General features: G+C 36.6%; 26 protein-coding genes, 1 riboswitch and 1 other annotated feature. Of the genes, 4 read left to right on the forward strand and 22 right to left on the reverse strand.

Annotated features, from left to right (window positions below):
- Positions 1–36: 36 nt before the first annotated feature.
- The 17 genes from yajC to H624_RS0104255 all read right to left on the reverse strand — a co-directional run bounded on the left by yajC (position 37) and on the right by H624_RS0104255 (position 13469).
- Positions 37–294 (reverse strand): preprotein translocase subunit YajC, encoded by a 258-nt coding sequence (gene yajC, locus H624_RS0104170; RefSeq protein WP_026866488.1) that lies wholly within the window; start codon positions 292–294, stop codon positions 37–39.
- An 18-nt stretch (positions 295–312) separates the two neighbouring features.
- Positions 313–1458, reverse strand: a complete 1146-nt coding sequence (tgt, locus tag H624_RS0104175; RefSeq protein ID WP_026866489.1) for a tRNA guanosine(34) transglycosylase Tgt — start codon at positions 1456–1458, stop codon at positions 313–315.
- Between the two features lie 12 nt (positions 1459–1470).
- Positions 1471–2493, reverse strand: a complete 1023-nt coding sequence (gene queA / locus H624_RS0104180; protein WP_026866490.1) for a tRNA preQ1(34) S-adenosylmethionine ribosyltransferase-isomerase QueA — start codon at positions 2491–2493, stop codon at positions 1471–1473.
- 19 nt (positions 2494–2512) lie between these two features.
- Entirely contained in the window at positions 2513–3511 is a 999-nt protein-coding gene (gene ruvB / locus H624_RS0104185; protein WP_026866491.1) for a Holliday junction branch migration DNA helicase RuvB, read from the reverse strand.
- A gap of 16 nt (positions 3512–3527) precedes the next feature.
- Complete coding sequence (gene ruvA, locus H624_RS0104190; RefSeq protein ID WP_026866492.1) at positions 3528–4115, reverse strand: Holliday junction branch migration protein RuvA; 588 nt, start codon at positions 4113–4115, stop codon at positions 3528–3530.
- Between the two features lie 9 nt (positions 4116–4124).
- Positions 4125–5405 carry a GTPase ObgE gene (gene obgE / locus H624_RS0104195; RefSeq protein WP_026866493.1) on the reverse strand — a complete coding sequence of 427 codons (1281 nt, stop codon included), beginning with the start codon at positions 5403–5405 and terminating at the stop codon, positions 4125–4127.
- 85 nt (positions 5406–5490) lie between these two features.
- A complete protein-coding gene (gene rpmA / locus H624_RS0104200; protein ID WP_026866494.1) occupies positions 5491–5775 on the reverse strand; it encodes a 50S ribosomal protein L27 in 285 nt (94 codons plus the stop codon).
- Between the two features lie 11 nt (positions 5776–5786).
- Positions 5787–6107: a ribosomal-processing cysteine protease Prp gene (locus H624_RS0104205; protein WP_026866495.1), complete on the reverse strand. Its 321-nt coding sequence runs from the start codon at positions 6105–6107 to the stop codon at positions 5787–5789.
- The gene (gene rplU, locus H624_RS0104210) at positions 6107–6415 is read right to left on the reverse strand and encodes a 50S ribosomal protein L21 (RefSeq protein ID WP_026866496.1); all 309 of its coding nucleotides are present in this window, start codon (positions 6413–6415) and stop codon (positions 6107–6109) included. Before rplU ends, H624_RS0104205 begins: the two co-directional genes overlap by 1 nt.
- An 11-nt stretch (positions 6416–6426) precedes the next feature.
- Positions 6427–6497: a sequence feature (ribosomal protein L21 leader region), on the reverse strand.
- Positions 6498–6538: 41 nt separating this feature from the next.
- Positions 6539–7057 (reverse strand): rod shape-determining protein MreD, encoded by a 519-nt coding sequence (mreD, locus tag H624_RS0104215; RefSeq protein WP_026866497.1) that lies wholly within the window; start codon positions 7055–7057, stop codon positions 6539–6541.
- Positions 7058–7060: 3 nt separating this feature from the next.
- Entirely contained in the window at positions 7061–7909 is an 849-nt protein-coding gene (gene mreC, locus H624_RS0104220) for a rod shape-determining protein MreC (protein ID WP_026866498.1), read from the reverse strand.
- A 71-nt stretch (positions 7910–7980) separates the two neighbouring features.
- Positions 7981–9129, reverse strand: coding sequence for an aminotransferase class I/II-fold pyridoxal phosphate-dependent enzyme (locus H624_RS0104225; protein ID WP_035856033.1), 1149 nt, complete (start codon positions 9127–9129; stop codon positions 7981–7983).
- Positions 9129–9935 (reverse strand): MetQ/NlpA family ABC transporter substrate-binding protein, encoded by an 807-nt coding sequence (locus H624_RS0104230; protein ID WP_026866500.1) that lies wholly within the window; start codon positions 9933–9935, stop codon positions 9129–9131. The genes H624_RS0104225 and H624_RS0104230 overlap by 1 nt, the downstream gene beginning before the upstream one ends.
- A complete protein-coding gene (locus tag H624_RS0104235) occupies positions 9935–10534 on the reverse strand; it encodes a methionine ABC transporter permease (RefSeq protein WP_084145725.1) in 600 nt (199 codons plus the stop codon). Before H624_RS0104235 ends, H624_RS0104230 begins: the two co-directional genes overlap by 1 nt.
- Before the next feature lie 52 nt (positions 10535–10586).
- Entirely contained in the window at positions 10587–11600 is a 1014-nt protein-coding gene (locus H624_RS0104240) for a methionine ABC transporter ATP-binding protein (protein WP_026866502.1), read from the reverse strand.
- 58 nt (positions 11601–11658) lie between these two features.
- A riboswitch (SAM riboswitch) is annotated at positions 11659–11761 on the reverse strand.
- Between the two features lie 36 nt (positions 11762–11797).
- A complete protein-coding gene (locus tag H624_RS0104250; RefSeq protein WP_026866503.1) occupies positions 11798–12286 on the reverse strand; it encodes a SprT-like domain-containing protein in 489 nt (162 codons plus the stop codon).
- Between the two features lie 328 nt (positions 12287–12614).
- Positions 12615–13469 carry a putative RNA methyltransferase gene (locus H624_RS0104255; protein ID WP_026866504.1) on the reverse strand — a complete coding sequence of 285 codons (855 nt, stop codon included), beginning with the start codon at positions 13467–13469 and terminating at the stop codon, positions 12615–12617.
- A gap of 116 nt (positions 13470–13585) precedes the next feature.
- On the opposite strand from H624_RS0104255, the gene chrA reads away from it, so the two are divergent.
- Entirely contained in the window at positions 13586–14758 is a 1173-nt protein-coding gene (chrA, locus tag H624_RS0104260; protein WP_026866505.1) for a chromate efflux transporter, read from the forward strand.
- Positions 14759–14802: 44 nt separating this feature from the next.
- On the opposite strand, the gene H624_RS0104265 is transcribed toward chrA, so the two are convergent.
- The 5 genes from H624_RS0104265 to H624_RS0104285 form a co-directional block, all read right to left on the reverse strand.
- A complete protein-coding gene (locus H624_RS0104265) occupies positions 14803–15651 on the reverse strand; it encodes an aldo/keto reductase (protein ID WP_026866506.1) in 849 nt (282 codons plus the stop codon).
- Positions 15652–15744: 93 nt separating this feature from the next.
- Complete coding sequence (locus H624_RS0104270; protein ID WP_026866507.1) at positions 15745–17526, reverse strand: hypothetical protein; 1782 nt, start codon at positions 17524–17526, stop codon at positions 15745–15747.
- 159 nt (positions 17527–17685) lie between these two features.
- Complete coding sequence (locus tag H624_RS0104275; RefSeq protein WP_026866508.1) at positions 17686–18048, reverse strand: hypothetical protein; 363 nt, start codon at positions 18046–18048, stop codon at positions 17686–17688.
- 10 nt (positions 18049–18058) lie between these two features.
- The gene (radC, locus tag H624_RS0104280; RefSeq protein WP_035856037.1) at positions 18059–18745 is read right to left on the reverse strand and encodes a RadC family protein; all 687 of its coding nucleotides are present in this window, start codon (positions 18743–18745) and stop codon (positions 18059–18061) included.
- Positions 18742–19458, reverse strand: coding sequence for a prepilin peptidase (locus H624_RS0104285; protein ID WP_026866510.1), 717 nt, complete (start codon positions 19456–19458; stop codon positions 18742–18744). The genes radC and H624_RS0104285 overlap by 4 nt, the downstream gene beginning before the upstream one ends.
- Positions 19459–19715: 257 nt before the next feature.
- Here H624_RS0104285 and H624_RS0104290 point away from each other — a divergent pair, with 257 nt between their 5' ends.
- Genes H624_RS0104290 through H624_RS11580 form a run of 3 tightly spaced genes read left to right on the forward strand, consistent with a single transcriptional unit; the run spans position 19716 to position 22317 of the window.
- Positions 19716–20912, forward strand: coding sequence for an amidohydrolase (locus H624_RS0104290; RefSeq protein WP_026866511.1), 1197 nt, complete (start codon positions 19716–19718; stop codon positions 20910–20912).
- A 30-nt stretch (positions 20913–20942) separates the two neighbouring features.
- Positions 20943–21647 (forward strand): DUF5058 family protein, encoded by a 705-nt coding sequence (locus H624_RS0104295; RefSeq protein ID WP_026866512.1) that lies wholly within the window; start codon positions 20943–20945, stop codon positions 21645–21647.
- Positions 21648–21660: 13 nt separating this feature from the next.
- Complete coding sequence (locus tag H624_RS11580) at positions 21661–22317, forward strand: hypothetical protein (protein WP_051220473.1); 657 nt, start codon at positions 21661–21663, stop codon at positions 22315–22317.
- Positions 22318–22366 lie beyond the last annotated feature (49 nt).

Consider the following 22366-nt stretch of genomic DNA (forward strand, 5'->3'; position numbering starts at 1 on the left):
TATAAAAAAAGCCGACTACAGTCGACTTTATTTTAATTATTTAACTACTTCTTTTAAGGCAATTCGGTCAAATTTAATGACAACTGATTCATCTGTACGCACGTACATATGTTTTTGGTCGAATGATTCAATTGTACCGTGCATTCCACCAATTGTAATGATGTCATCGCCTTTTTGAAGATTAGCTTGCATGTTTTGAACTTCTTTTTGTCTCTTCTGTGCCGGGCGAATCATCAAGAAGTACATAACAAGTACTAAGACGATTATCGGCGCTAATGTAACTAATAATTCCATCTAGCTGCTTCCTCCTGCTTAGAAATTTTTCGGATTTTCTTTATTCAATCCGTAAGATTCGAAAAATGCTTCTTTAAAATCTAGTAAGTTATCATTTAAAATTGCAGTTCGAACATCTTTCATCAAGTTTAACAGAAAATACAAGTTATGATAAGTAGTAAGTCGTAAACCGAGAATTTCATCCGCCTTGAACAGGTGACGTATGTATGCTCTCGTATAATTCTTACAAGTGTAGCAATCACAGTTCGGGTCTAGCGGTGTAAAATCTCGCTCATAGACTTTGTTCTTAACTACGACTCGTCCTTGTGATGTCATTGTAGTACCATTTCTAGCGATGCGTGTCGGTAAGACACAGTCAAACATATCCACACCACGAATGACACCTTCGATTAAAGCGTCTGGAGATCCGATACCCATCAAATATCTTGGCTTATTTTCAGGTAATAAGGGTACGGTTTCTTCAAGGACTCTATACATCGTTGGTTTGGGTTCTCCAACGGATAAGCCTCCAATTGAATAGCCTGGAAAGTCCATAGACACTAAATCTTTGGCACTTTGTTCACGGAGGTCTTTATATTCTCCACCTTGGACGATACCAAAGAGTGCCTGGTGTTTATCGTGTCCTTTTTTAATGTGGTGATTCAAGCCTCTTTCAGCCCATCGAGATGTTCTTTCTACAGACTGTTTGACGTAATCATGTGTTGATGGAATCTCAGCACACTCATCAAAACTCATCATGATATCTGAACCGAGGTCATGTTGGATATCCATAGCACCTTCAGGTCCTAGGAATAAGTTTCTACCGTCTAAATGACTTTTAAAGTGCACACCATCTTCAGTAATTTGTCTTCTATGACTCAAACTAAAGACCTGGAAACCACCAGAATCAGTAAGGATTGGCTTATCCCAGTTCATAAATTTATGAAGGCCACCCGCTTCTTTAACAATTTCATTACCCGGACGTAGCCAGAGGTGATAAGTGTTTGATAAAATAATCTGTGAGCCGATATCAGCGAGTTCTTCCGGTGTCATCGTCTTAACTGTTGCGAGTGTGCCAACTGGCATAAAAATTGGCGTGTCGATAACACCATGCGGTGTATGAAGCTTTCCTAGACGTGCACCAGTTTGTTTACAAGTTTTTATATGTTCATAACGTATAGCCATTTTGTCACCTCTTTAATATAAAATCATTGCATCACCAAAACTAAAGAAACGATATTCTTCATTTACTGCATGGTGGTAAGCATTTAAAATATTATTTTTTGTCGCAAATGCGGACACTAACATAACTAACGATGACTTAGGTAAATGGAAGTTAGTAATCAATACATCGACAGCTTTATATTCAAACCCAGGATAAATAAAAATATCTGTGAATCCTGATGCTGCCTTAAATTCCCCGTGATCATGCATAATAGTCTCAAGTGTTCTTGTACTCGTCGTACCCACACTGATTATGTTATTTCCAGCTTGTTTTGCTTCATTTAAAGTTTTTGCCACATTGTCAGTCATGGTGTAAAACTCACTATGCATAACGTGATCTTCAACCGTGTCTACTGAAACAGGTCTAAAGGTACCGAGACCAACATGTAAGGTAATGTAGACAATTTTTATGCCTAATTCTTCGATTTCACTAAGTAAGTCTTTAGTAAAATGTAAGCCAGCAGTTGGTGCAGCAGCAGAACCTGACTCCCGTGCAAAGACTGTTTGGTAGCGGTCCTTATCTTCTAACTTTTCTTTAATATAAGGTGGTAGAGGCATCTCACCGAGTTCATCTAAGACATTTTCCAAGATGCCATCATAACTCAACTTCATATGATGAATACCTTCATCAAATTTCTCGACACACTCCGCAATTAAACGCCCTTCACCAAAGATCACTTTCGTTCCCACTTTAACCTTTTTAGAGGGTTTTAGAAGCACCTCATAACCGACTTCTATCGGTTTTAAAAGTAGCATCTCTACTTTGGCGTGAGTATCTTCTTTAACACCAAATAGACGTGCCGGTAAGACTTTTGTGTCATTTAACACGAGCACGTCGCCGCGCTTAAAATAATCCGTCACATTATAAAAATGTTTGTCTGAAAGTTCACCGGTCGATTTATTGACTGCGAGTAAACGAGAATGTGTACGCTCTTTTAAAGGTGTCTGCGCAATTAAATTTTCAGGTAAGTCGAAATCAAATTCGTCTAACTTCATGTGTATCCTCCACTTTAACTTAGTTCGTTTTGTTGTCTTTAAAATATTCGAAGGATTTAGCAGTCGCTTTACGTCCTCTCGGTGTACGTTCTAAAAATCCGCGTTGAATTAAATAAGGCTCGTACACATCATTTAATGTTACAACTTCCTCACCAATCGAGACTGCAACTGTTTCTAGTCCAACTGGACCGCCACCGTATGTGTCAATAATCGTCCGCATTATTTTGTGATCCACAGGTTCTAAGCCTTCTGGATCAACTTCTAAGACTTTTAAAGCATGGTTCGTAGTCTCTAAAGTAATTTCATCCTCTTCTTTTACCATAGAAAAATCCCTCACACGTCTGAGTAGACGGTTGGCAATTCTAGGCGTACCACGAGAGCGTCTCGCAAGTTCATTCATACTATCTGTCGGCAATGTGACTTCAAATATATCTGCAGTACGTTCGATGATATGTTTAAGACTTTCAAGATCGTAATATTCTAACCTAAGTTGCACTCCAAAGCGGTCTCTTAGCGGTGCAGATAAAGAACCGAAGCGCGTTGTGGCACCAACAAGCGTAAAGGGTGGCAAGTCAATTCTTATACTTCTCACTTCATCACCACTACCGATGACGATATCGATGAAAAAGTCTTCCATAGCTGAATATAAGACCTCTTCAACGACTCTCGGAATTCTATGAATCTCATCTATAAAGAGCACATCGCCAGGTTCTAGACTAGATAAGATCGCAGCAAGATCGCCTGCCCGTTCAATTGCTGGTCCTGAGGTGGTCTTGATGTTTACATCCATCTCAGCAGCAATGATGTTTGCCAATGTCGTTTTACCTAAACCTGGTGGGCCATGTAAGATAACGTGGTCAAGTGCTTCTTCACGCATCTTTGCTGCTTTTATGAAGACATTTAAATTTTCTTTAATGGCATGCTGTCCGATATATTGTGATAATTTAACCGGCCGTAGCGAGAGTTCTAAGGACGCTTCATCACCGTGTTCATGTTCATCGAGAATACGTTCATCCATAATGTCACTCCTACCATTAGTTTAATAATAAGTTTAAGCCTCGTTTTACGTTAGCATCAACTGATTCCAATGTTTCATCAGCAAGTTTCTTTTCAACTTTTGTAAGTTCTCTCTTTGAGTACCCTAAAGCCTCTAGTGCTAAGAGTGCTTCACTTAGATAATCATTCGTAGTCACAGACTTATTAGTCTCTTCAACATTGTCAGTAATTTGCAGTTTGCCTTTTAAGTCTAAGATAATTTGACTCGCAGTCTTTTTACCGATACCAGGAAACTTCTGCATAAAGGCACTATCTTCGTTCTCTATGGCACGAATGATATCACTCGGCGAAGCCGAAGCAAGTATTGCAAGGGCACTCTTTGGCCCAATTCCAGTTACCTTCAAGAGTGAATTAAACAAGTCCTTTTCATCCTCAGCCATAAAACCGTATAGTAGCTGTGCATCCTCACGCACTATAAACTCAGTGTAAATTTTAACTTCCGTATTAATATACTGCTCTAAACGAAATGGATTCGCGACTAATAAATGATAGCCAATACCACTGTTTTCGACAGTGACACCTGTCGGTTTTACTTCTGTGAGTTGTCCTTTTATATATTGGTACATTATATTCACCTATTCTACAAATTCAAACTCTCCGCCTAATATACGAACGATATCTCCTGCTTTAATGCCACGTTCACGAAGGGCATCATCAATTCCCATTGTACGCATCTGTCTTGCAAAACGACGTACCGCTGCTTCTCGGTTAAAGTCAGTCATCATGAAGAGACGTTCAATCGAGTGTCCAGATACGACATAAGCACCGTCGTCATCTCTAGTAATTTCAAAGCGATCAGGATCTTTTTCGTGTCGGTAAATTACACGGCTTTCCGTTTCGATTTCTTCTTTCACTACAGGTTGACTCTCAAGTAAGCCTGCAACTTTATAAAGTAATTCATCTAGGTTTTCACCTGTTGCTGCTGATATTTCCACAATATCACTATCTGAGTCAATGCCAGCCTTAAAATGATTGATAATTTCATTATCGTGATCGATTAATTCAACTTTATTTAATGCAATAACTTCAGGAAGATTTAGAAGTTCTGCATTAAACAGTTCCATCTCTTGGCGAATCGTCTTATAGTCACTAATCGCATCCCGACCATCTACCTCAGCAATATCAATAACATGAACAAGCACTTTTGTACGCTCAATGTGTCTCAGGAACTGATGACCAAGACCAGTACCATCTGATGCACCCTCAATTAATCCCGGCATATCTGCCATGACAAATGTACGTCCATCCTGTGTAGACACTACACCTAAGTTGGGTTGTAAGGTTGTGAAATGATAGTCGCCTGTTTTGGGTTTAGCTTGTGATACAGTTCCAAGCAATGTTGATTTACCTACACTTGGAAAACCGACTATACCCACATCTGCCATCATTTTAAGTTCCATAGTAACTTCTAATTCTTCTCCTGGTTCACCGTTCTCGGCAAAATCAGGTGCTGGATTACGACTGGTCGCAAATCTTGAATTTCCACGGCCGCCGCGTCCACCTTTAGCGATGACTGCTTGTTGACCATGTTCAACTAAGTCAGCAAGTGTCTCACCAGTTTCTTTATTTTTAATAATTGTACCTGGTGGTACTTTTAATACTAACGGCGCACTATTTTTTCCATGCATATTAGAATTCATACCATTTTCACCGTGAGTTGCTTTAAAATGACGCTGGAATCTAAAGTCCATCAAAGTTCTAAGACCTTCGTCAACTTCCATGATAATGTCAGCACCATTACCACCATCGCCACCTGCTGGTCCACCCAGCGGTATATACTTTTCTCGGCGGTAAGCAACTAAGCCATTACCACCATTACCAGCCTTTAAAAAGACGGATACGTAATCTATAAACATAGATTCACCTCCATGTATTTTTCTCTAATTTATATTATAGCACTCATAAAAAAAGGCATCAGCAGAAGCTGATGCCACAATAGTCTTATTTCGCCTCCTGGTATACAGAAACACGTTTTTTGTCGCGTCCAACACGTTCGAATTTAACAACACCATCGATTTTAGCGAATAGTGTGTCGTCTCCCCCGCGTCCTACGTTTTCACCTGGGTGAATTTTAGTTCCGCGTTGACGGAAGATAATAGATCCTCCAGTTACGAATTGACCGTCTTGTCTTTTGACACCAAGGCGTTTTGATTCTGAGTCACGACCGTTTCTAGTCGAACCTACACCTTTTTTCGATGCGAAGAACTGTAAGTCTAATTTTAGCATGTAAATACACCTCACTTGTATTCAAGTTTTATAAATTCCGTATATTCTGATTCAATAGTCTTCAATGAAACAATCATAGTTTCCAAAATCAATTGAACTTTGTCGTCATCCGGATTTTCAAGTTTCATACTTAAGTATCCGCCATCATCCGCCATGTCGACGTCAGGTTCACTTGCAGTGAGTGCAAATAGTGCATTGACACAACCGAAAACAACTGCCGAAGCACCTGCACAAACTAGATCCTTACCGTGGACATCATAGTCCGCGTGACCTGTCATAGTAAATTCGGTAATTTGTGACTCACTGTTACGTGCGATGATTACTTTAATCATTATGCGTTGATTTTGCCGATTGTTAATTTCGTGTACGGCTGACGGTGACCTTGCTTACGGCTATAGTTCTTTCTACGTTTGAACTTGATAATGTTGATTTTCTTGCCGCGACCGTGTTTTTCAACCGTTGCTTCAACAGTAGCACCTTCAACTGTTGGGGCACCAACTTTAACACTGTCTCCACCAACAAAAAGTACTTTGTCAAATGTGAATGAAGCACCTTCTTCAGCGTTGATTTTTTCAACGAAGATTGATTGTCCTTCTTCAACTTTTACTTGTTTTCCACCTGTTTCGATGATTGCAAACATACTTACACCTCCTATTTTTTAAGACACGCCATTATAGGTGGGTTTCCCGCTTAGACCTATATATGAGCGGTTGATGTTCACTTTTCATCAACTACTGTATTATACAAATTTTGTACCACCATGTCAATTGTTACTACGTAATTCTTTTCTCACTTTTGCTGTTTGTATGGCTAAGACATATATAATTGTAAACATAATCGCATTAACCAATACACTCGGTATTGCTCTTAAGGCAATATAATCAAAGAATGGCATAGAAATAAATTCTAAAATACGATAGATAAGATACTGATATAAATCAAAGAAAAACGAATTCAGCAATACAACAAAAGCCATAGCTACAAAGTCACGGTAAAATACGCGAAATGCTGTTTGCATGAATATAACAAAAGCAATAAACCCAAAACTATAGATCCCATAAATCGAACCGATATAGACATCGAGCATGACGCCGAACAGTAGCGCGAAAAACATGCTTACTTTTGGTCCCGCATAAATAGTGAGAAGTAAAATATACATAAATAAGAACTTAGGTACAAAGTATACCTCAACACCAAACAACATCATGGGACTAAAAGCTGTAAATGTCATATCGATGTACATGAGTATAATTCCCAAGATGAAGATGACAATCATCTGCATGATTTAGTCCTCCAATGATTCAGGATCTCGTTTTAAAACAAACACCGTATCCACGTCATTTAAGTCGCTGTTCATTTGGACATAAGCATTTTGACTCAGACCATACTCATCATTTTCTACTTCTACTACCTTACCGATCACAATCCCTTCAGGTAAAGAACCTGTTAATCCAGAAGTATAGACCTCATCACCTTGTTCTATCGTTACCTGATTTTTAATGTTTTCGATAACTAAAACATTTTTGTCTGTATTAAAATTTCTAATGTTACCATAAACTGTCTCGTCACCATGTTTGACCTCTACAGATAGGTTATTTTGAGACGCATTGGATGAAATAATCTCTACAAAGGCTGAACCACCGTTCACCCTATTAACAATACCAATCAATCCCTTAGAAGTTGATACAGCCATACCTTCTTTTAGACCATCCTTCTCACCCTTATCGATAGTAAAAGAGTTTAACCACTGGTCAGGAGATCTTGAAATGACATTTGCATTAATTGTTTCATAATCCATATTAGAACTAACGTCTAGGGCTTCTTGAAGCTTTTGGTTCTCTTCAGTTAACCGCTCATTATCCGCCTGTAGTTGCGGTAACATATCTAGTTGTTTTTTTAATTCTTCATTCTCTTCAACTGCACCAAACATATTAAAAAAATTTGAAAATATATTGCCGATAAAACCAAATGGTGCATTAACGGTTTCTTGTGTAGTTGCGACCGCATCGCCAGTAAATTGTTCAGCTTTTGTCGTCGTACTACGGTCTGTTAATGAAAACCCTATTAAGGCAATCAAAACAATGATCCCAAATAGTACGATGAGCAAGCGGTTTCTATTAAAAAACTTAGTCACTCTCCGTCCGCCCCCAATAAAATATATCTGAAATAAATAATAACACATTTAATAAGGGACTAGCACTAAACTTACCAGAGATTTTTAATCTCTTTTAGCCTGTCGACAAAAGTTTGTAATATCGAATTCTCTACGGCTAAAGATATTCTAATATAATTCGTCCCTCGGCTACCGAATGGAATACCCGGCGTAGTCAAAATCGACTGTTCCTTTAATAAATACTCAACGAATGTTTCACCTGTAAATCCGTCCGGTACTTTAATCCAACCAAAGATACCCCCGTCGATATGTTGAATTGGAATATTTAATGACCTTAAAGCTTCATTAATATATGTCTTTCTCTTGTTAAAGATTTCATTTTGTTTTGGTATCAGTTCATCTGCATGATCTAAGGCTGCCACTGCTGCATCCTGAGTGACACCAAAGACACCAGCATTTGTATGATCTTGGAATCTATTAATGCTTTCAATCATGTCCTTATTGCCGACAGCAAATCCTATACGATAACCTGACATATTAAATCCTTTTGACAGTGAGTAGACTTCAATGGATTGTTCAAGATTTTTATCACTCGTTAATATGCTCGGATGTTGTTCGTTAAAACCAAATGCTGCATAGGCGAAATCATGAAGGATTTGTGTATTCGTACCTTTAAAGCGTTCAATTGTTTCGTCGAAAAATTCTTTTGTTGCAACTGCACCGACTGGATTAGAAGGATAGTTTAAATAAATTAAATCCGTCTCTTTAAGTTCTCTTTCAAGGGCATCGAAATCTGGTAAATAATTATTTTCTTCAAGTAAAGGCATATCGATGGCCTTTGCCCCCGCTAATTCAACAGCTGTAATGTAATCGGCATATCCTGGGTTTGGCAACATAATTCCAGAGCCAGGATTTAAATGTGCAAGTGGGAAATTAACCAAGCCGTTTTTTGTACCAAATAAAATTGCGATATTCTCATCATTTAAATCGACATCATAAGTTCTCTTGTAAAAGTTTTTAATACTGGTTTTCAATTCTTCTTTACCACGAAAAGCACCATATTTTTGGTTTTCTTCCTTATCAATCGCAACCTTAACAGCATCAGTAATAACTTTTGGTGTTAGACCATCAGGGATACCCACTGCTAGATTTAAGAGTGGTTTTTCCCCTGTTTCTAATTTTTTGTTCATCATGCTAGAAAAGTAGCTCGGACTTAAACTATCCAATAAATCACTCGCCATTATTCATCCTCCTTTGGTTTATCGAAACCTTGGAAATCCGCATCAATGACTTCATTAAATTCGTCTGATTCTACAGCATTGATAAGGTCTTCCTCCATTTTGCTACCAGCGTCTTCACCATTAATCACTATTTGATTTCTAAAATATTCGTTCATATTCTCTAATGACAAAGCATCTTCTAGCTTCATATCACTCGCAAGTGCAAAGTTCCCAGGCACTAGAGACAGACCAATCTGATCGACACTTCTAGGAAGTTGACCAGCATCTTGGAAGATAAATTCTAAGTTTTTCTTGTTATCAATAATGTCTGCTTCTTCAATGGCAAACATATCAGCATCTTCACTAATAGTTATGAGGCCAGCATCTTGTAAAGTTAAGAAACCTCGTGAAGCATTAACAGGGTCTAAAGGCAGAGCCACTTCACTTCCCGAAGTAATACTTTCTATACTGTCGAATGTTCCACTGTATAGCCCCATGGGCGCCGTTGGTACTTGAATGATATTCTTTAATTCAGTATTATTTTCTTCATTATAACTATCCATAAAGAGAACATTTTGGAAGAGGTTCGCGTCAATATCACCATTGGCTAGAGCATTATTGGGTTGAATATAGTCACTGTACTCAATGACTTCAACTGAATAACCTGAATCTTCCAGTACTGGTTTTAAAGCATAGGTTGCCATATCTGCAAATGGTCCGCTAGATGCACCAATAGTTATTACTTCACCTTCATCTTCATGGAGTAAAACTGTTGTTAGAACGATGACTAAAAGTGTACCAAGTAAAAATGTTATAATACCTCTCATTACTTATCCTCCGCTCTGTTTGCGAGTCGGTCGCCGACCCACTGAACAATTTGTACGATAATGATTAAGACAACCACTGTCACAATCATCGTTAAGGTGTCATAACGGTAATAACCATAGCGTATGGCTAGGTCACCAACACCACCACCACCGACAACGCCTGCAGTCGCTGAGAAAGCAATAATTGAAATAATTGTTAGCGTAATCGCTTGGGTAATACTCTTTTTCGCTTCTGGTAACAAAACATCCGTAACGATTAAGAAAATTGAAGCGCCACCAGCAATACACGCTTCAATCACTCCGTCCTTAACACCGTTGAAACTAGATTCAACGAGTCGGGCAAATAGTGGTACTGCAGCTATTGATAAGGCCACACTTGCAAATACTGGCCCATGTGAATCATTGACTAACCAAGTTGCAAAAGGCATTATCGCAACGATTAAGATAATGAAAGGGAATGACCGTATAATATTCATCACCCATCCAAGAACACTGTTTAAAGATTTAATTCTAAAAAGGAGTGGATGCTGTGTAATATATAAAAGGATACCAAGTGGTAAGCCTAATAACACTGCAAAAAATATTGAAATAGAAACCATTTGTACGGTCTCAAGTAATGCTTTATATAAAATTGGCCATAACTGACTGAAACTATCCAATGTAACCCACCCTTTCTATGCCGTTCGTCTGGTCAATATGACTTTTCAGTCTATTAATTTCTTCTTCTTTACCAGTCACTTGGAACATTAAAAAACCAAGTGGTTGATCCTTAATGTATTCAATACGTCCATTTAAGATGCTTATGTTTAAATCAAAATTACGGTAGAGTTTGTTGAGATAATTTTCCTCTGCATTTTCACTGAGAAACTGTATTGTAATCACTTGATTCTCACGCGTTGCCTTAAACTGATTAGGGACTTCAAAATTATAAATTTCTTGAACAAAGTCTTTAGTAATTTCATGCTTAGGATGACTAAAGACATCGTAAGTATGACCCATTTCTAAAATTTCGCCTTTAGACATTACACCGACCCGGTCTGCAATCTCTTTGATGACTTCCATTTCATGAGTAATAACGATAATCGTAATACCTAAATCCTTATTGATTCGATTCAATAATTTAAGAATACTCTTAGTCGTGTCTGGATCTAAGGCACTTGTTGCTTCATCACAAAGCAAAATGTCAGGATCATTTGCAAGTGCACGAGCAATACCGACTCTTTGCTTTTGCCCTCCACTTAAATTTGATGATTTAATTTCAGCCTTGTCTCCAAGACCAACCAGTTCCAATAGTTCTTTGATACGGGCTGTTCTGTTCTTTTTATCAAATTTTGAAGCTTTTAAGACAAACTCAATATTTTCATAAACGGTCTTAGATTCAATGAGGTTAAACTGCTGAAATATCATGCCAATTTTCTGTCGTTTCTGTCTGAGTTCATGCTTAGTGAGCTTTGTTAAATCTTCACCAGCAACTGTTACAGAACCCGTTGTTGGTTGTTCTAATAAGTTGATTAGTCTAACAAGAGTAGATTTACCTGCACCTGAATATCCGATTAAACCAAAAATCTCACCTGATTTAATTTCTAATGATGTTTCTTTTAATGCTTCAACCTTACGACCTTTTAATTGATAGGTTTTTGAAACGCTCTCCAATTTTATGCTCATGATCTACCTCCTCTTTAAAATAAAAAAACCATTCATCATGTAGACAAATGGCGATGTTTGATTATCTTCCAAGCCGATGCCTGCAGGATTTAGCACAGTACTTAAATAAGCCCGCTGCTGAGACTTCATAGGGCCCGACCCTCCATCTCTCTTGATAATTTCATATTCAATTTAGAGTAATACTATATGATTTAATTCTAAAAGTCAATATAAGGCGACTCATTACTTTGACCGAGATAAGCAAATCTCGAATGACAACCTGCACAGACATACCGCTTCTCATAGCCCTTCATACGTTTAGTAAATTTATAATTACAGTGCATACATTGATAATGATGTAAAATGCCTTTGTATCTATAGGTTCTTGTTAATGAAATGTTGAGCTTCTTGAGTGTATTCTTAAAATAATCATCTTGATCTCGGTAAGGTTTGTTTAGTCGATATAGACAAAAATGCACACATTCATGGTGTAGGACATCAAGAATTACGTGCCTCGGATTATTGTCAATAAAGGTTTTCGACATGACAATCTCTTCGTTAATAACCCTGTTGTGTCTCGTCTTAATTACAAAAGCGCCAAGCTTTGCAGTCATTCTATTTGAGATTCTTAGTGAAATATTAAAATCCACATTAAAATGCTTCTTAGAGAATGCTACTGCATATTCTAATAATTCTTTTTCGTCCACCTTACTCACCACTACTTATAAATAGTCATAAAAAAAGAGAGACTCGAAGTCTCCCTAACAGATAAATAATATAATATGATATCTAGGCCAAAGGCACTATCAAAGAACGATTGAGCTAATAATATGAAGTATAGCTATAAATTAATAGGTCGTTCTGTTATGTATTTCTTAATATATTTTCATTATATTTTAATCTTTGGGTTATTTCAAGCCTTAATGTGAAATAATTATGTTTGTAATATCTTTGTAATATAAGCTCAAATATTTCAAATAATAGCCCATAAACAGTATTATAACGCAGTTTGATAAGATTACAATGACAGTTATTTCAATATTTCGCTTGAATAATGTGTAAATCTACAGTAATTATTTTACTGCTTGTTTCAGTAAAATCTTTAATCTCTTGCTGACTTACGTGCCAACCGAGCGGGGTCATCTTTATTAAATCTTTTAAAGCGACGCTAGCCAGTTCAACTTCATATGTGATTCTCTCTTCGGAAATAACATCTACTTTATTTCTCATTAATTCCAAGGTATCCGTATTCTCATATTCTTGACTATCACCAGCTAAAGTTTCTCTAATTTCTTTTAAGTACTTGCTACCCGGAATAACTTTGATCAGTATGCCGTTCGGCTTTAAAATACGTTGAAATTCTTCATAATTCGCAGGAGATAAGTAGCTTAAGATTACATCTATACTACTCTCTTTAAACGGTGTACGACTTAAATCTCCGACCACCCAGTTTTCATGACTATAGTTTTTACTCGCGAGTAAAACACCATCTTTTGAGATATCTAATCCAATACCATGAGTGTTATCTTTATCAACTAGTTTTATAATTGAACGTAAATGTGAACCTTCACCAGAACCTGCATCAAAAATAAGGCGGTTTTCATTTGGAAGTGCATTAATTATATCAGCAATTTTTTGATGAATTATTTTGTAAAGATTATGAACTGATATAATATTATACCTCGCATCAAATAAGTCTTGATCATACATCGAAGATACTTGTTTTTGCAGCATATTGACGTAGCCTTGTTTTGCTAAGTCATAACTATGACGTTTTACACACACTAAACGATTTGAATCGACGACATTTAAATCAGCACTACAAATCGGACACTGTAGATTCGATTCTAATTTCTGAAAACCAAGCGCTGCAATTTCTCTCTTTTTCATTAATTCACCTACTTTATTTCAATTACATTATGAATTGTAAAAGAATATAAATTTCTATAGTACTCAATAACTTTAAATGGTATTCTACACAAAAACAAGTTTTTAAGGAGGATTAAATGAAGCGATTCATGCTATTACTTGAAATATATTTAGTGTCCACAAGATTAGGCTTAACTTCTTTTGGTGGACCCTCTGCACACCTCGGTTACTTTCATACCGAGTATGTCGAGCGTAAAAAGTGGATGGATGAAAAGAGTTATGCTGATCTTGTCGCACTTTCTCAATTTTTACCTGGTCCCGCGTCCAGTCAGGTAGGTATCGGAGTCGGTGTCATGCGAGGTGGCGTTTTAGGTGGTATCATCTCATTTTTAGGATTCACCTTACCTTCAGTCATTGCACTAATTATTTTTGCTAGTCTTTTAACAACCTTCAATATTGCTGATGCAGCTTGGATTCAAGGCTTAAAAATTGTTGCAGTAGTCATCGTCTTACATGCAATACTTGGCATGGCTAAAAATTTAACGCCTGATTTAAGTCGAAAACTGATTGCGCTCTTAGCCGTTGTTATTATACTTATCTTTCCATCAGTTATTACACAAGTTGGCGTCATTCTAATTGCTGCACTGCTTGGATTTTTAATATTTAAGGACCATGAAGCTGATACGAAAAGAACTTTGTTCCCAGTTAACAAAACTTTTTCTATCATCTGTTTAAGTTTATTTTTTATATTGTTATTCTTACTACCCATGTTAAGAGAATTTACGGGAAATTATTGGGTATCTGTTTTTGACAGCTTTTATCGTGCTGGCTCCTTGGTTTTTGGAGGTGGTCACGTTGTTTTACCACTTCTAGAGCAAGAACTTGTACCAATGGGCTGGATTTCACAAGAGGCATTTTTAGCAGGCTATGCGGCAACTCAAGCAGTTCCAGGACCGCTTTTCACCTTCGCTTCATACCTCGGCACTGTTATGAATGGCTGGCTCGGTGGCTTATTTGCAACATTCGCAATATTCCTACCAGCATTTTTACTTATTTTAGGCAGCCTGCCCTTCTGGGATATGATAAGAAATCATGCTAAAACTAAAGGGGCTGTAATGGGGGTTAATGCAGCAGTGGTTGGTATTTTAATTGCTGCACTTTACACACCAATCTCAACTTCTGCCATTAATCAACCAGCAGATTTCGCCTTAGCTGCAATACTATTTGTCATGTTGAATTACTTAAAATCTCCACCTTGGCTCATTGTGGTTAGTGGTGCAATTGGTGGTATATTAATTTCTTTCTTATAAGGTAAGTCCCTGAATACCAATATTGGCATTCAGGGATTTTACATTCACTCTGGTGTCTTTGATTTATTCATACCAATCACAATATTGATATCAGTATGATCCACAATTTTATTTTGACTTCCATCAAAAGCTTCAATGATTCTCATATCAGCACTGTCTAGATTAAAATCGTGGATATCTAGATTTTCAATCATTCTATCTTTATTTACAGACTTAGGAATAATAACGATACCATTATCGAGGTGCCATCTAAGGATGACCTGTGCAACGGTTTTTTTATGCTTCTGTGCGATATCTTGTAATTCTTTTTCTTCTAAAATACCATGTTTAGCTTCTGCTAAAGGGCCCCATGACTCTACTTGAACGCCATATTCTTTCATCACCTTGATTGCTTCTTTTTGTTGTAAAAATGGATGTAGTTCTATTTGATTAATCTGAGGTACAATCTCATTATTCATAATCAAATCAACTAATCGTGCGGAATCAAAGTTTGAAACCCCAATCGCTTTAATTTTTCCTTGCTTATACAATGCTTCCATAGCACGGTATGAACCATAATAATCCCCGAATGGCTGATGAATTAAATATAAATCTAAATAATCGGTCCCTAAACGCTCTAGGGATTTCTCAAATGCCTTTAAAGTTGATTCATAACCTTGATCTTCCACCCATAATTTACTAGTAATAAATAAATCTTTACGATCAATACCTGATTTTTTAATTGCAGTACCAACACCACGTTCATTGCCATAGGTGGCTGCTGTATCAATGTGTCTATATCCAACTTCTATTGCATCTAGTACACACTTCTCAGTTTCTTCCGGTTCAATTTGAAAGACACCAAAACCTTCTATTGGCATCTCAACACCATTATTTAATGTCACGAATTCCATATTTTCTCCCACCTTGCTTATGTTTACTATTATTATACAATATTAAAGACCAAGTACTTTAAATTTTAAGAACTTGGTCATAATTATTTCATCCTATTCGTATATCTCGTCAGGAACAGTTATACCATCATCATCAAATTTTCCATAATCTTTATATATACCAGACATTTCTAAGTGTATTGCACCCTCACCATTCTGAGATGGTGCTGTAGAGATATAGGTTACTTGACTCAATTCATTTGTTTCCTTATCTAAAACACCAACGATGGCATTCACTTGTTCATCTTCAACACCATTATTGATTTCTGCTCCAAATATCTGACCAAATGTATCATGAATTTCCATATCATTTGAGATGTTATAAAGATAATAATAGTCATCATCTACTTTAACATCGAGTAGTTCCTGGTTTTCCATGAAGACATCATACATATTACTATATGTGGGATTATAAACGTCTTCTACATTCCCTTCTGTAGACAGATCATTCCATTTACTTCCATCATATTGGAAATAAATTTCTTCACTTGCATAAACAGATGGTTCTAAGTCCTCGCCATTATTCGCAACTTCAGAGTAAACTTCTAATTCATCTTCGACTTCATAAATTTCAGCAGTTGCTTTAACCGTTTCTTCCCTCTGTTCATCATCAGATTCACCGATTAAGCGTACCATTGCATCAAACTCTGAGTAATAAGAATAAATCTCGCTTTTATCTTTAAAGATTTCATCAATTTCAACATCCGTATCTTCAGCTTCTTCAAGTGCTGTTGATAAGCCTTGGTTATTTTCTTGAACAGAATTAATTTCTGCACCATCTTTACCTGTCAAAGTTTCTCCTTCAACTTTTCCAGTACTCGATGCATCAACACCACTTCGATTTTCGCTACTCTGTTCACCAACTTCAATTTCCTCACCTTCAGTAGGTTCTGTCACACCATCGTCGTAGTCGCCGTAATTATCAAACTTAGCAGCAACTTCGATTTGTAGTTCTATCCCTTCAGCTAAACCTTTGGCATTACTAATGTAGGTGAGGTCACTAACTTCATTTGAGTCTTTATCAACTATTGCAAGTACTGCATTATTTTGTGATTCCTCATCTGCATTTTGGAACTCGACTTCATAAATCGAACCAAATGTCTCATGAAGGACTTCTTCTTGACCGACATTAATTAAATAATAATTATCATCATCTTCAAAAATTTCTATGACATCCTCACTTTCCATTAATGCATCGTAAACGCTTGAATACGTACCGTAATATATTTCTTCTGCTTCAGCTTCACCTGTTATATCCGTCCATTTATCCTCAGTTATATAAAGTAAAGTGTCACTATCTGCATATGCATATGGGTAGATGAACTCATCTTCTTGATACCACTGACCTGAGTAAACTTGAAGTTCATCCTCTTCGTTGATTTCTGCAGTCAAACCAATTAAATCTGTATCAGCTGGCTCATCAGACTCAGCTTCAAATGCGTTAATCAACATGAAAGTTTCAGAATAATAGCTTGTGACTTCATCTTTCGGTTTTAAGACATCTTCAAGGTCTACATCCGCTTCCTCCGCATCTTCAAATGCCTCAATCGGTTCAGCATTATTTTCAAAAAGTGCTGTAATTTCCTTATCATCAGGACCAGTTAAGGTAGTTTCTGTCATTTCACTAGATACTTTTCTTGAACCGACGACTCCAGTTTCTTGGTCGGCTTCATCCTCAGCTTCCTCGTCTTCTTTAGAAGCTTCTGTTTCCTCACTTTCATCATCTTTGTTGTCTAGCTGTTGCACCAAAATGTTTGAAGTGTTATCACTGTCACCCTCTCCACCGAAAAACCAGAAACTAGATAGTAATAGAACCAAGTATTTAATGGCAAACATCCCCTTTTAATATTTTAAAAATACACTTTTATATTAAATAATCCCCTAAATTTCTATCTAACAAACCAGAATTATCACATTTTTGACATATTTCATTCATAATTGATTATATTCATTTAAAAAGACCCGTGTAGATGGTGTTCTACACTGGTCTTTATCCTACCAATTGGATGAATAGTATAATTTATATTTACTGTAGTCTATGAATTTTGCATGATAAAAATCATTAGCTGCTTGGTTTATATAAGAGTGATATAAACGATCGTAAGTCATTCGTCCAAAAAATGGACCAGCATAGGTGGGTAGAATTAAATTTGCTTTTTCTGGTGCATAACGTATTTCGTTTAACCTGATATAGACATCATTAATTATATCCATCGTAAGTTCTATGACCCCAGGATTTTCAATATTATAATTTGATTCAAAGTAACCCTGCAGTGCGTTAAATTTCCTATAATATGCATACTCAATTTGCTCTTTTGTCGTTCGATCTTCTAGTACTAAATACATATCTAATCCCATAGTATACTCCTTATATATAAGACATTTCTTTTAAGGAGATGTATTTACCATCTCCAATTATAATATGATCTAAAAAATCCACACCAATAAGGTCTCCACAATCTTTTAATCTTTTTGTTACTTCAATATCTTCCTTTGATGGAGTCGGATCTCCGCTGGGATGATTGTGCACACAAATAAACGCTGCAGCACTTCTTTTCACTGCTTCACGAAAGATTTCTCTTGGATGTACAATACTTGAATTCAAAGATCCTATAAATAAAGTTTTTTCTTCAATGACCATGTTTTTAGTCGTTAGAAATAGGACGATAAAATGCTCTTGATTATAGAACCTGACTTTTTCCATCAATATATCTGATACATCTTTAGGTGATCGAATAAATTTTTCTTCCTCTCTAGAATGTGTATGCATACGAATAGCAAGTTCTATAAATGAAAGTATTGTAATCGCCTTTACCTTGCCAATTCCTTTAATTGAGGTTAGTTCTTCATAAGTCAGTTCTCTTAATTCTCTAATAGAAGGTAAATCTTTAAGTATTTTTGCAGCTAAAGATAGACTTGATTCATTTTTATTACCTGTTGCAATGAGTATTGCGAGTAATTCCTGGTTAGTAAGTTTATCCGGACCATATAAGAGCAATCGCTCACGAGGTTTATCGGAATCATGCATTTCTCTAATCATTAATTCGCTGGTCATAGGTGTCCTCCAAAGTAAATATCATTGTAGTCAATATATAGGAAGAAAGTAATGATAAGGCTCGTCGCAATAAAAGGAACTAAAGGCACTTTTACAAGGCGTTTTTTAGAGATTAAATCTAATACAATAACGGCAATCCCACCGATAATATAGGTAAACAAAAAGGAAAAGATAAAAAAATCTAGAGGGGTAATTACAGTCAAGACAGAGAACAGCTGTATGTCACCATACCCAATCTTATCTTTTAAAATGAAATAAAAGATATGGAGTAAGCCAACGATTATCAAGTCAAGGAAAGGATCAAAGTTTATAAAATTCGTGAGGAACAAACCGGTAACTAACAATATTAAAAGCATGTGCAAGGGAATTAACATCGTTTCATAATCATATATTGAGAGTGGTATTAATATACTGACGAGTAAGTAATATAGAACTAAATTATCATAGGCTAATGGCGTAATAGTCGGCAATAAAAACAAACTGATCATTATAAGCTCAACAAAGAAATAGTTGATTGATATTTTTGTATTACATGCTTTACATCTCCCTCTGTTTATTAAAAAGCCGACAACTGGAATAAGATCTATTACGTTTAAAGTTCTGTCACATGAATCACATGAACTCCGTCTAGTTAAAAAGTTGATATGACTATTTTGAGTTAAAGCATACATAAAAGAAGCTAACACACCACCCATTGTCATGATTAAAAGCATAAATGTCCTCCTCTAATTGATTTAAATCCAATATATTCTCTATTTAAATTGTTGTAAAAAAGCAGTAATTCCAAAATTGTATGAAAAACACTACAGTTTCATTGTTTTATCTAAAAATCACGACAATTTTCTTAAAATTACAGACAAAAATAGAAATATTGTTATTTTTAAATATATTATTCAAATATAAAGAATTATTTGTCTATTCTAAAATCCAGTGATAGACTAAATTCATAAATATAAAGGAGGATATACAAATGAGTTTGAAAGACAAATTATTTAAAAAATTAGAAGAAAGTGAAGCAGCTATGATTGAAACAAGACGTCATCTGCATGCTAACCCAGAACTTTCTTTTAAAGAGGAAAACACTGCCAAGTATATTGAAGATTTTTATAAGGGTGAAGATGTTAAAGTTACGACCCATGTTGGAAACGGTTACGGCATCATCGTTGAAATAGAGGGTAATGGCCCTGGACAAACAATTGGACTACGTGCAGATTTTGACGCGCTACCTATACAAGAAGAAGCAGATGTTGAATTTAAATCGACAAATGATGGTGTCATGCATGCGTGTGGCCATGATGTACATACTGCTTACCTACTCTATTTAGGTAAGGCGTTAATCGAATTAAAAGATGAGTGGAAAGGCAAAATTAAGCTTATTCATCAACATGCTGAAGAAGTGCCACCAGGTGGTGCCAAAAGTATTGTGGAATCAGGTATTTTAGATGATCTAGATGAAGTTTACGGCATTCATATCTTCCCAATGTTAGAACTTGGTGAAATTGGTCTTATATCTGGTAATGCTATGGCAGGCCGCTCAAACTATGATCTTAAAATTCAAGGTTATGGTGGTCACGGTGCCATGCCACACACAACACATGATGCACTCGTTGCTGGTGCATATTTTGTCGCTGAGGCACAGACTATTGTCTCTAGACGCATGGATCCGATGGATAGTGTCGTCGTTTCTGTCACTGCCTTTGATGCACCAGGTGGTTATAATGTGATTCAAGATTCAGTCACCTTAAGAGGAACAGTCCGTTATCTAGATGAAAAGAATAAGGTACCTGCTTATGAGGCAATGAAGAAAATTGCTACAGGTATTGAAAGTTCATTTGATGTTACTTGTGAATTAGATTATGTCTATGACTATCCAGTGACTTATAATCATCCAAAAGAGACAGAGCAAGTCGAAGAAATTTTAAGTGAAAACGTCGGTGACTATTTCGATACAATTTCTCATCCTAAACCTTCAAGTGGTTCAGAAGACTTTTCATTCTATACTCAAAAAATACCAGGCACTTTCATCCAAGTCGGTGCCAAACCAGATGGTGTTGAACTAGAGGATGTTTATCCGAACCACCACCCTAAATTTAAGGTGCACGAGGGCTCACTCTTAATCAGTGCAAAAGTACTTGGTCAAGTTGTCTTAGATCGCTTAGAAAAATAAAACATATAGATAAACAAAGGGGCGTCTTAAATGACAGGAATGGATTTCGCTAATTCACCAGTTGTATGGACTTTTGCTGGTGCAATAATAGTCTTGGTAATATTTCAGGCAATCAAATTTTTATCCTTATCGAAAAAAGCAGCTCGAGATGTTGGTATTTCTGAAACAGATATTAAACGTGCAGTAAAGACTGGAAGTATAACAGCTATCGGACCTTCTATTGGTATTATTATCGTTGCTGTTTCCTTAATATCACTCATAGGTAATCCATTAACGATGATGAGAATTGGTGTGATTGGCTCTGCACCAATCGAAAGTATGGGTGCGCAGCTATCCGCGCAATCTGCAGGTGTGACCTTAGCAGGTGATGGTTTCTCTCCCGAGATTTTTAACCTTGTAGTATGGACCTTATGTATCGGTGGCGCCGGTTGGATGATCTTTACTTTCTTTGCGACACCATACTTAAGTAGGATTCAGACTAAGTTAACTTCAAAACCCAAAGGGGAATATCTGATGGGGATTGTGGCAAGTGGTGCAATGATTGCAGTTTTCGGTTCTCTAACAGGAGCTGAAATGATTAAAGGCGCACCATATATATTCACTGCAATTGTAGCAATTATCTCATCGTTAACATTTAACTATATTGCCAATAAAAAAGGAATTAACTGGCTAAAAGAATGGTCATTAGGATTCTCTATCCTCATTAGTTTAGTCGCAGTTTACTTCTTTATATAAATGGAGGTTAATCATGCAGGAATTTAGAAATGCCTCACATAAATGGGGAAAAATCACATTAGGCATTGCAATTTTAATATCATTTGCATTGCCTATATATATATCTTTTGTGATGGGTTATCATCCAGGTTTCTCATTAATATTAAATAGTTTTCTTGCCTATGCTGCGGTCGTTGCAATTGTATGGTTCCTAGAACCAATTATGTACTTCCCTGTTCTCGGGGTTTCTGGTACCTACGTTGCTTTCTTTACAGGTAATATTTCAAATATGTGTTTACCTGCAGTTGCATCATGTCAGGAAGCTGTCGGTGTAAAACCAGGTACAGATGAAGGAGAGATTATTGGTACTCTAGGTATAAGTGCCGCCTCTCTTGTAAATAAGATTATTTTGATTCCAGTTATACTAGGTGGACTTTGGCTACTAACTGTCATTCCAGAAAGTGTTCAAGAAGTCTTTCCATTTGTCCTACCAGCAATTTTCGGGGCTGTACTTGCTCAATTCGCTGGTAAGTTTCCACTCTATGGTGTACTCGCATTAGTTATTGGAATTCTTATTAATGCGGCCCCCATTCCACTATTTACGAAAAATGTACTCTGCATTATTATATTAGTCGGGATCATGCTCTTAATAGGGAAAATTAGGAACAAAGATAACACTGCAAGTGAATAAATAAATAATAGATGGTGATAAGTGATCTGACTAGTGCTCACTTATCACC

This window comes from Jeotgalicoccus marinus DSM 19772 (assembly GCF_000425825.1).
Classification (GTDB): Bacteria; Bacillota; Bacilli; order Staphylococcales; family Salinicoccaceae; genus Jeotgalicoccus; species Jeotgalicoccus marinus.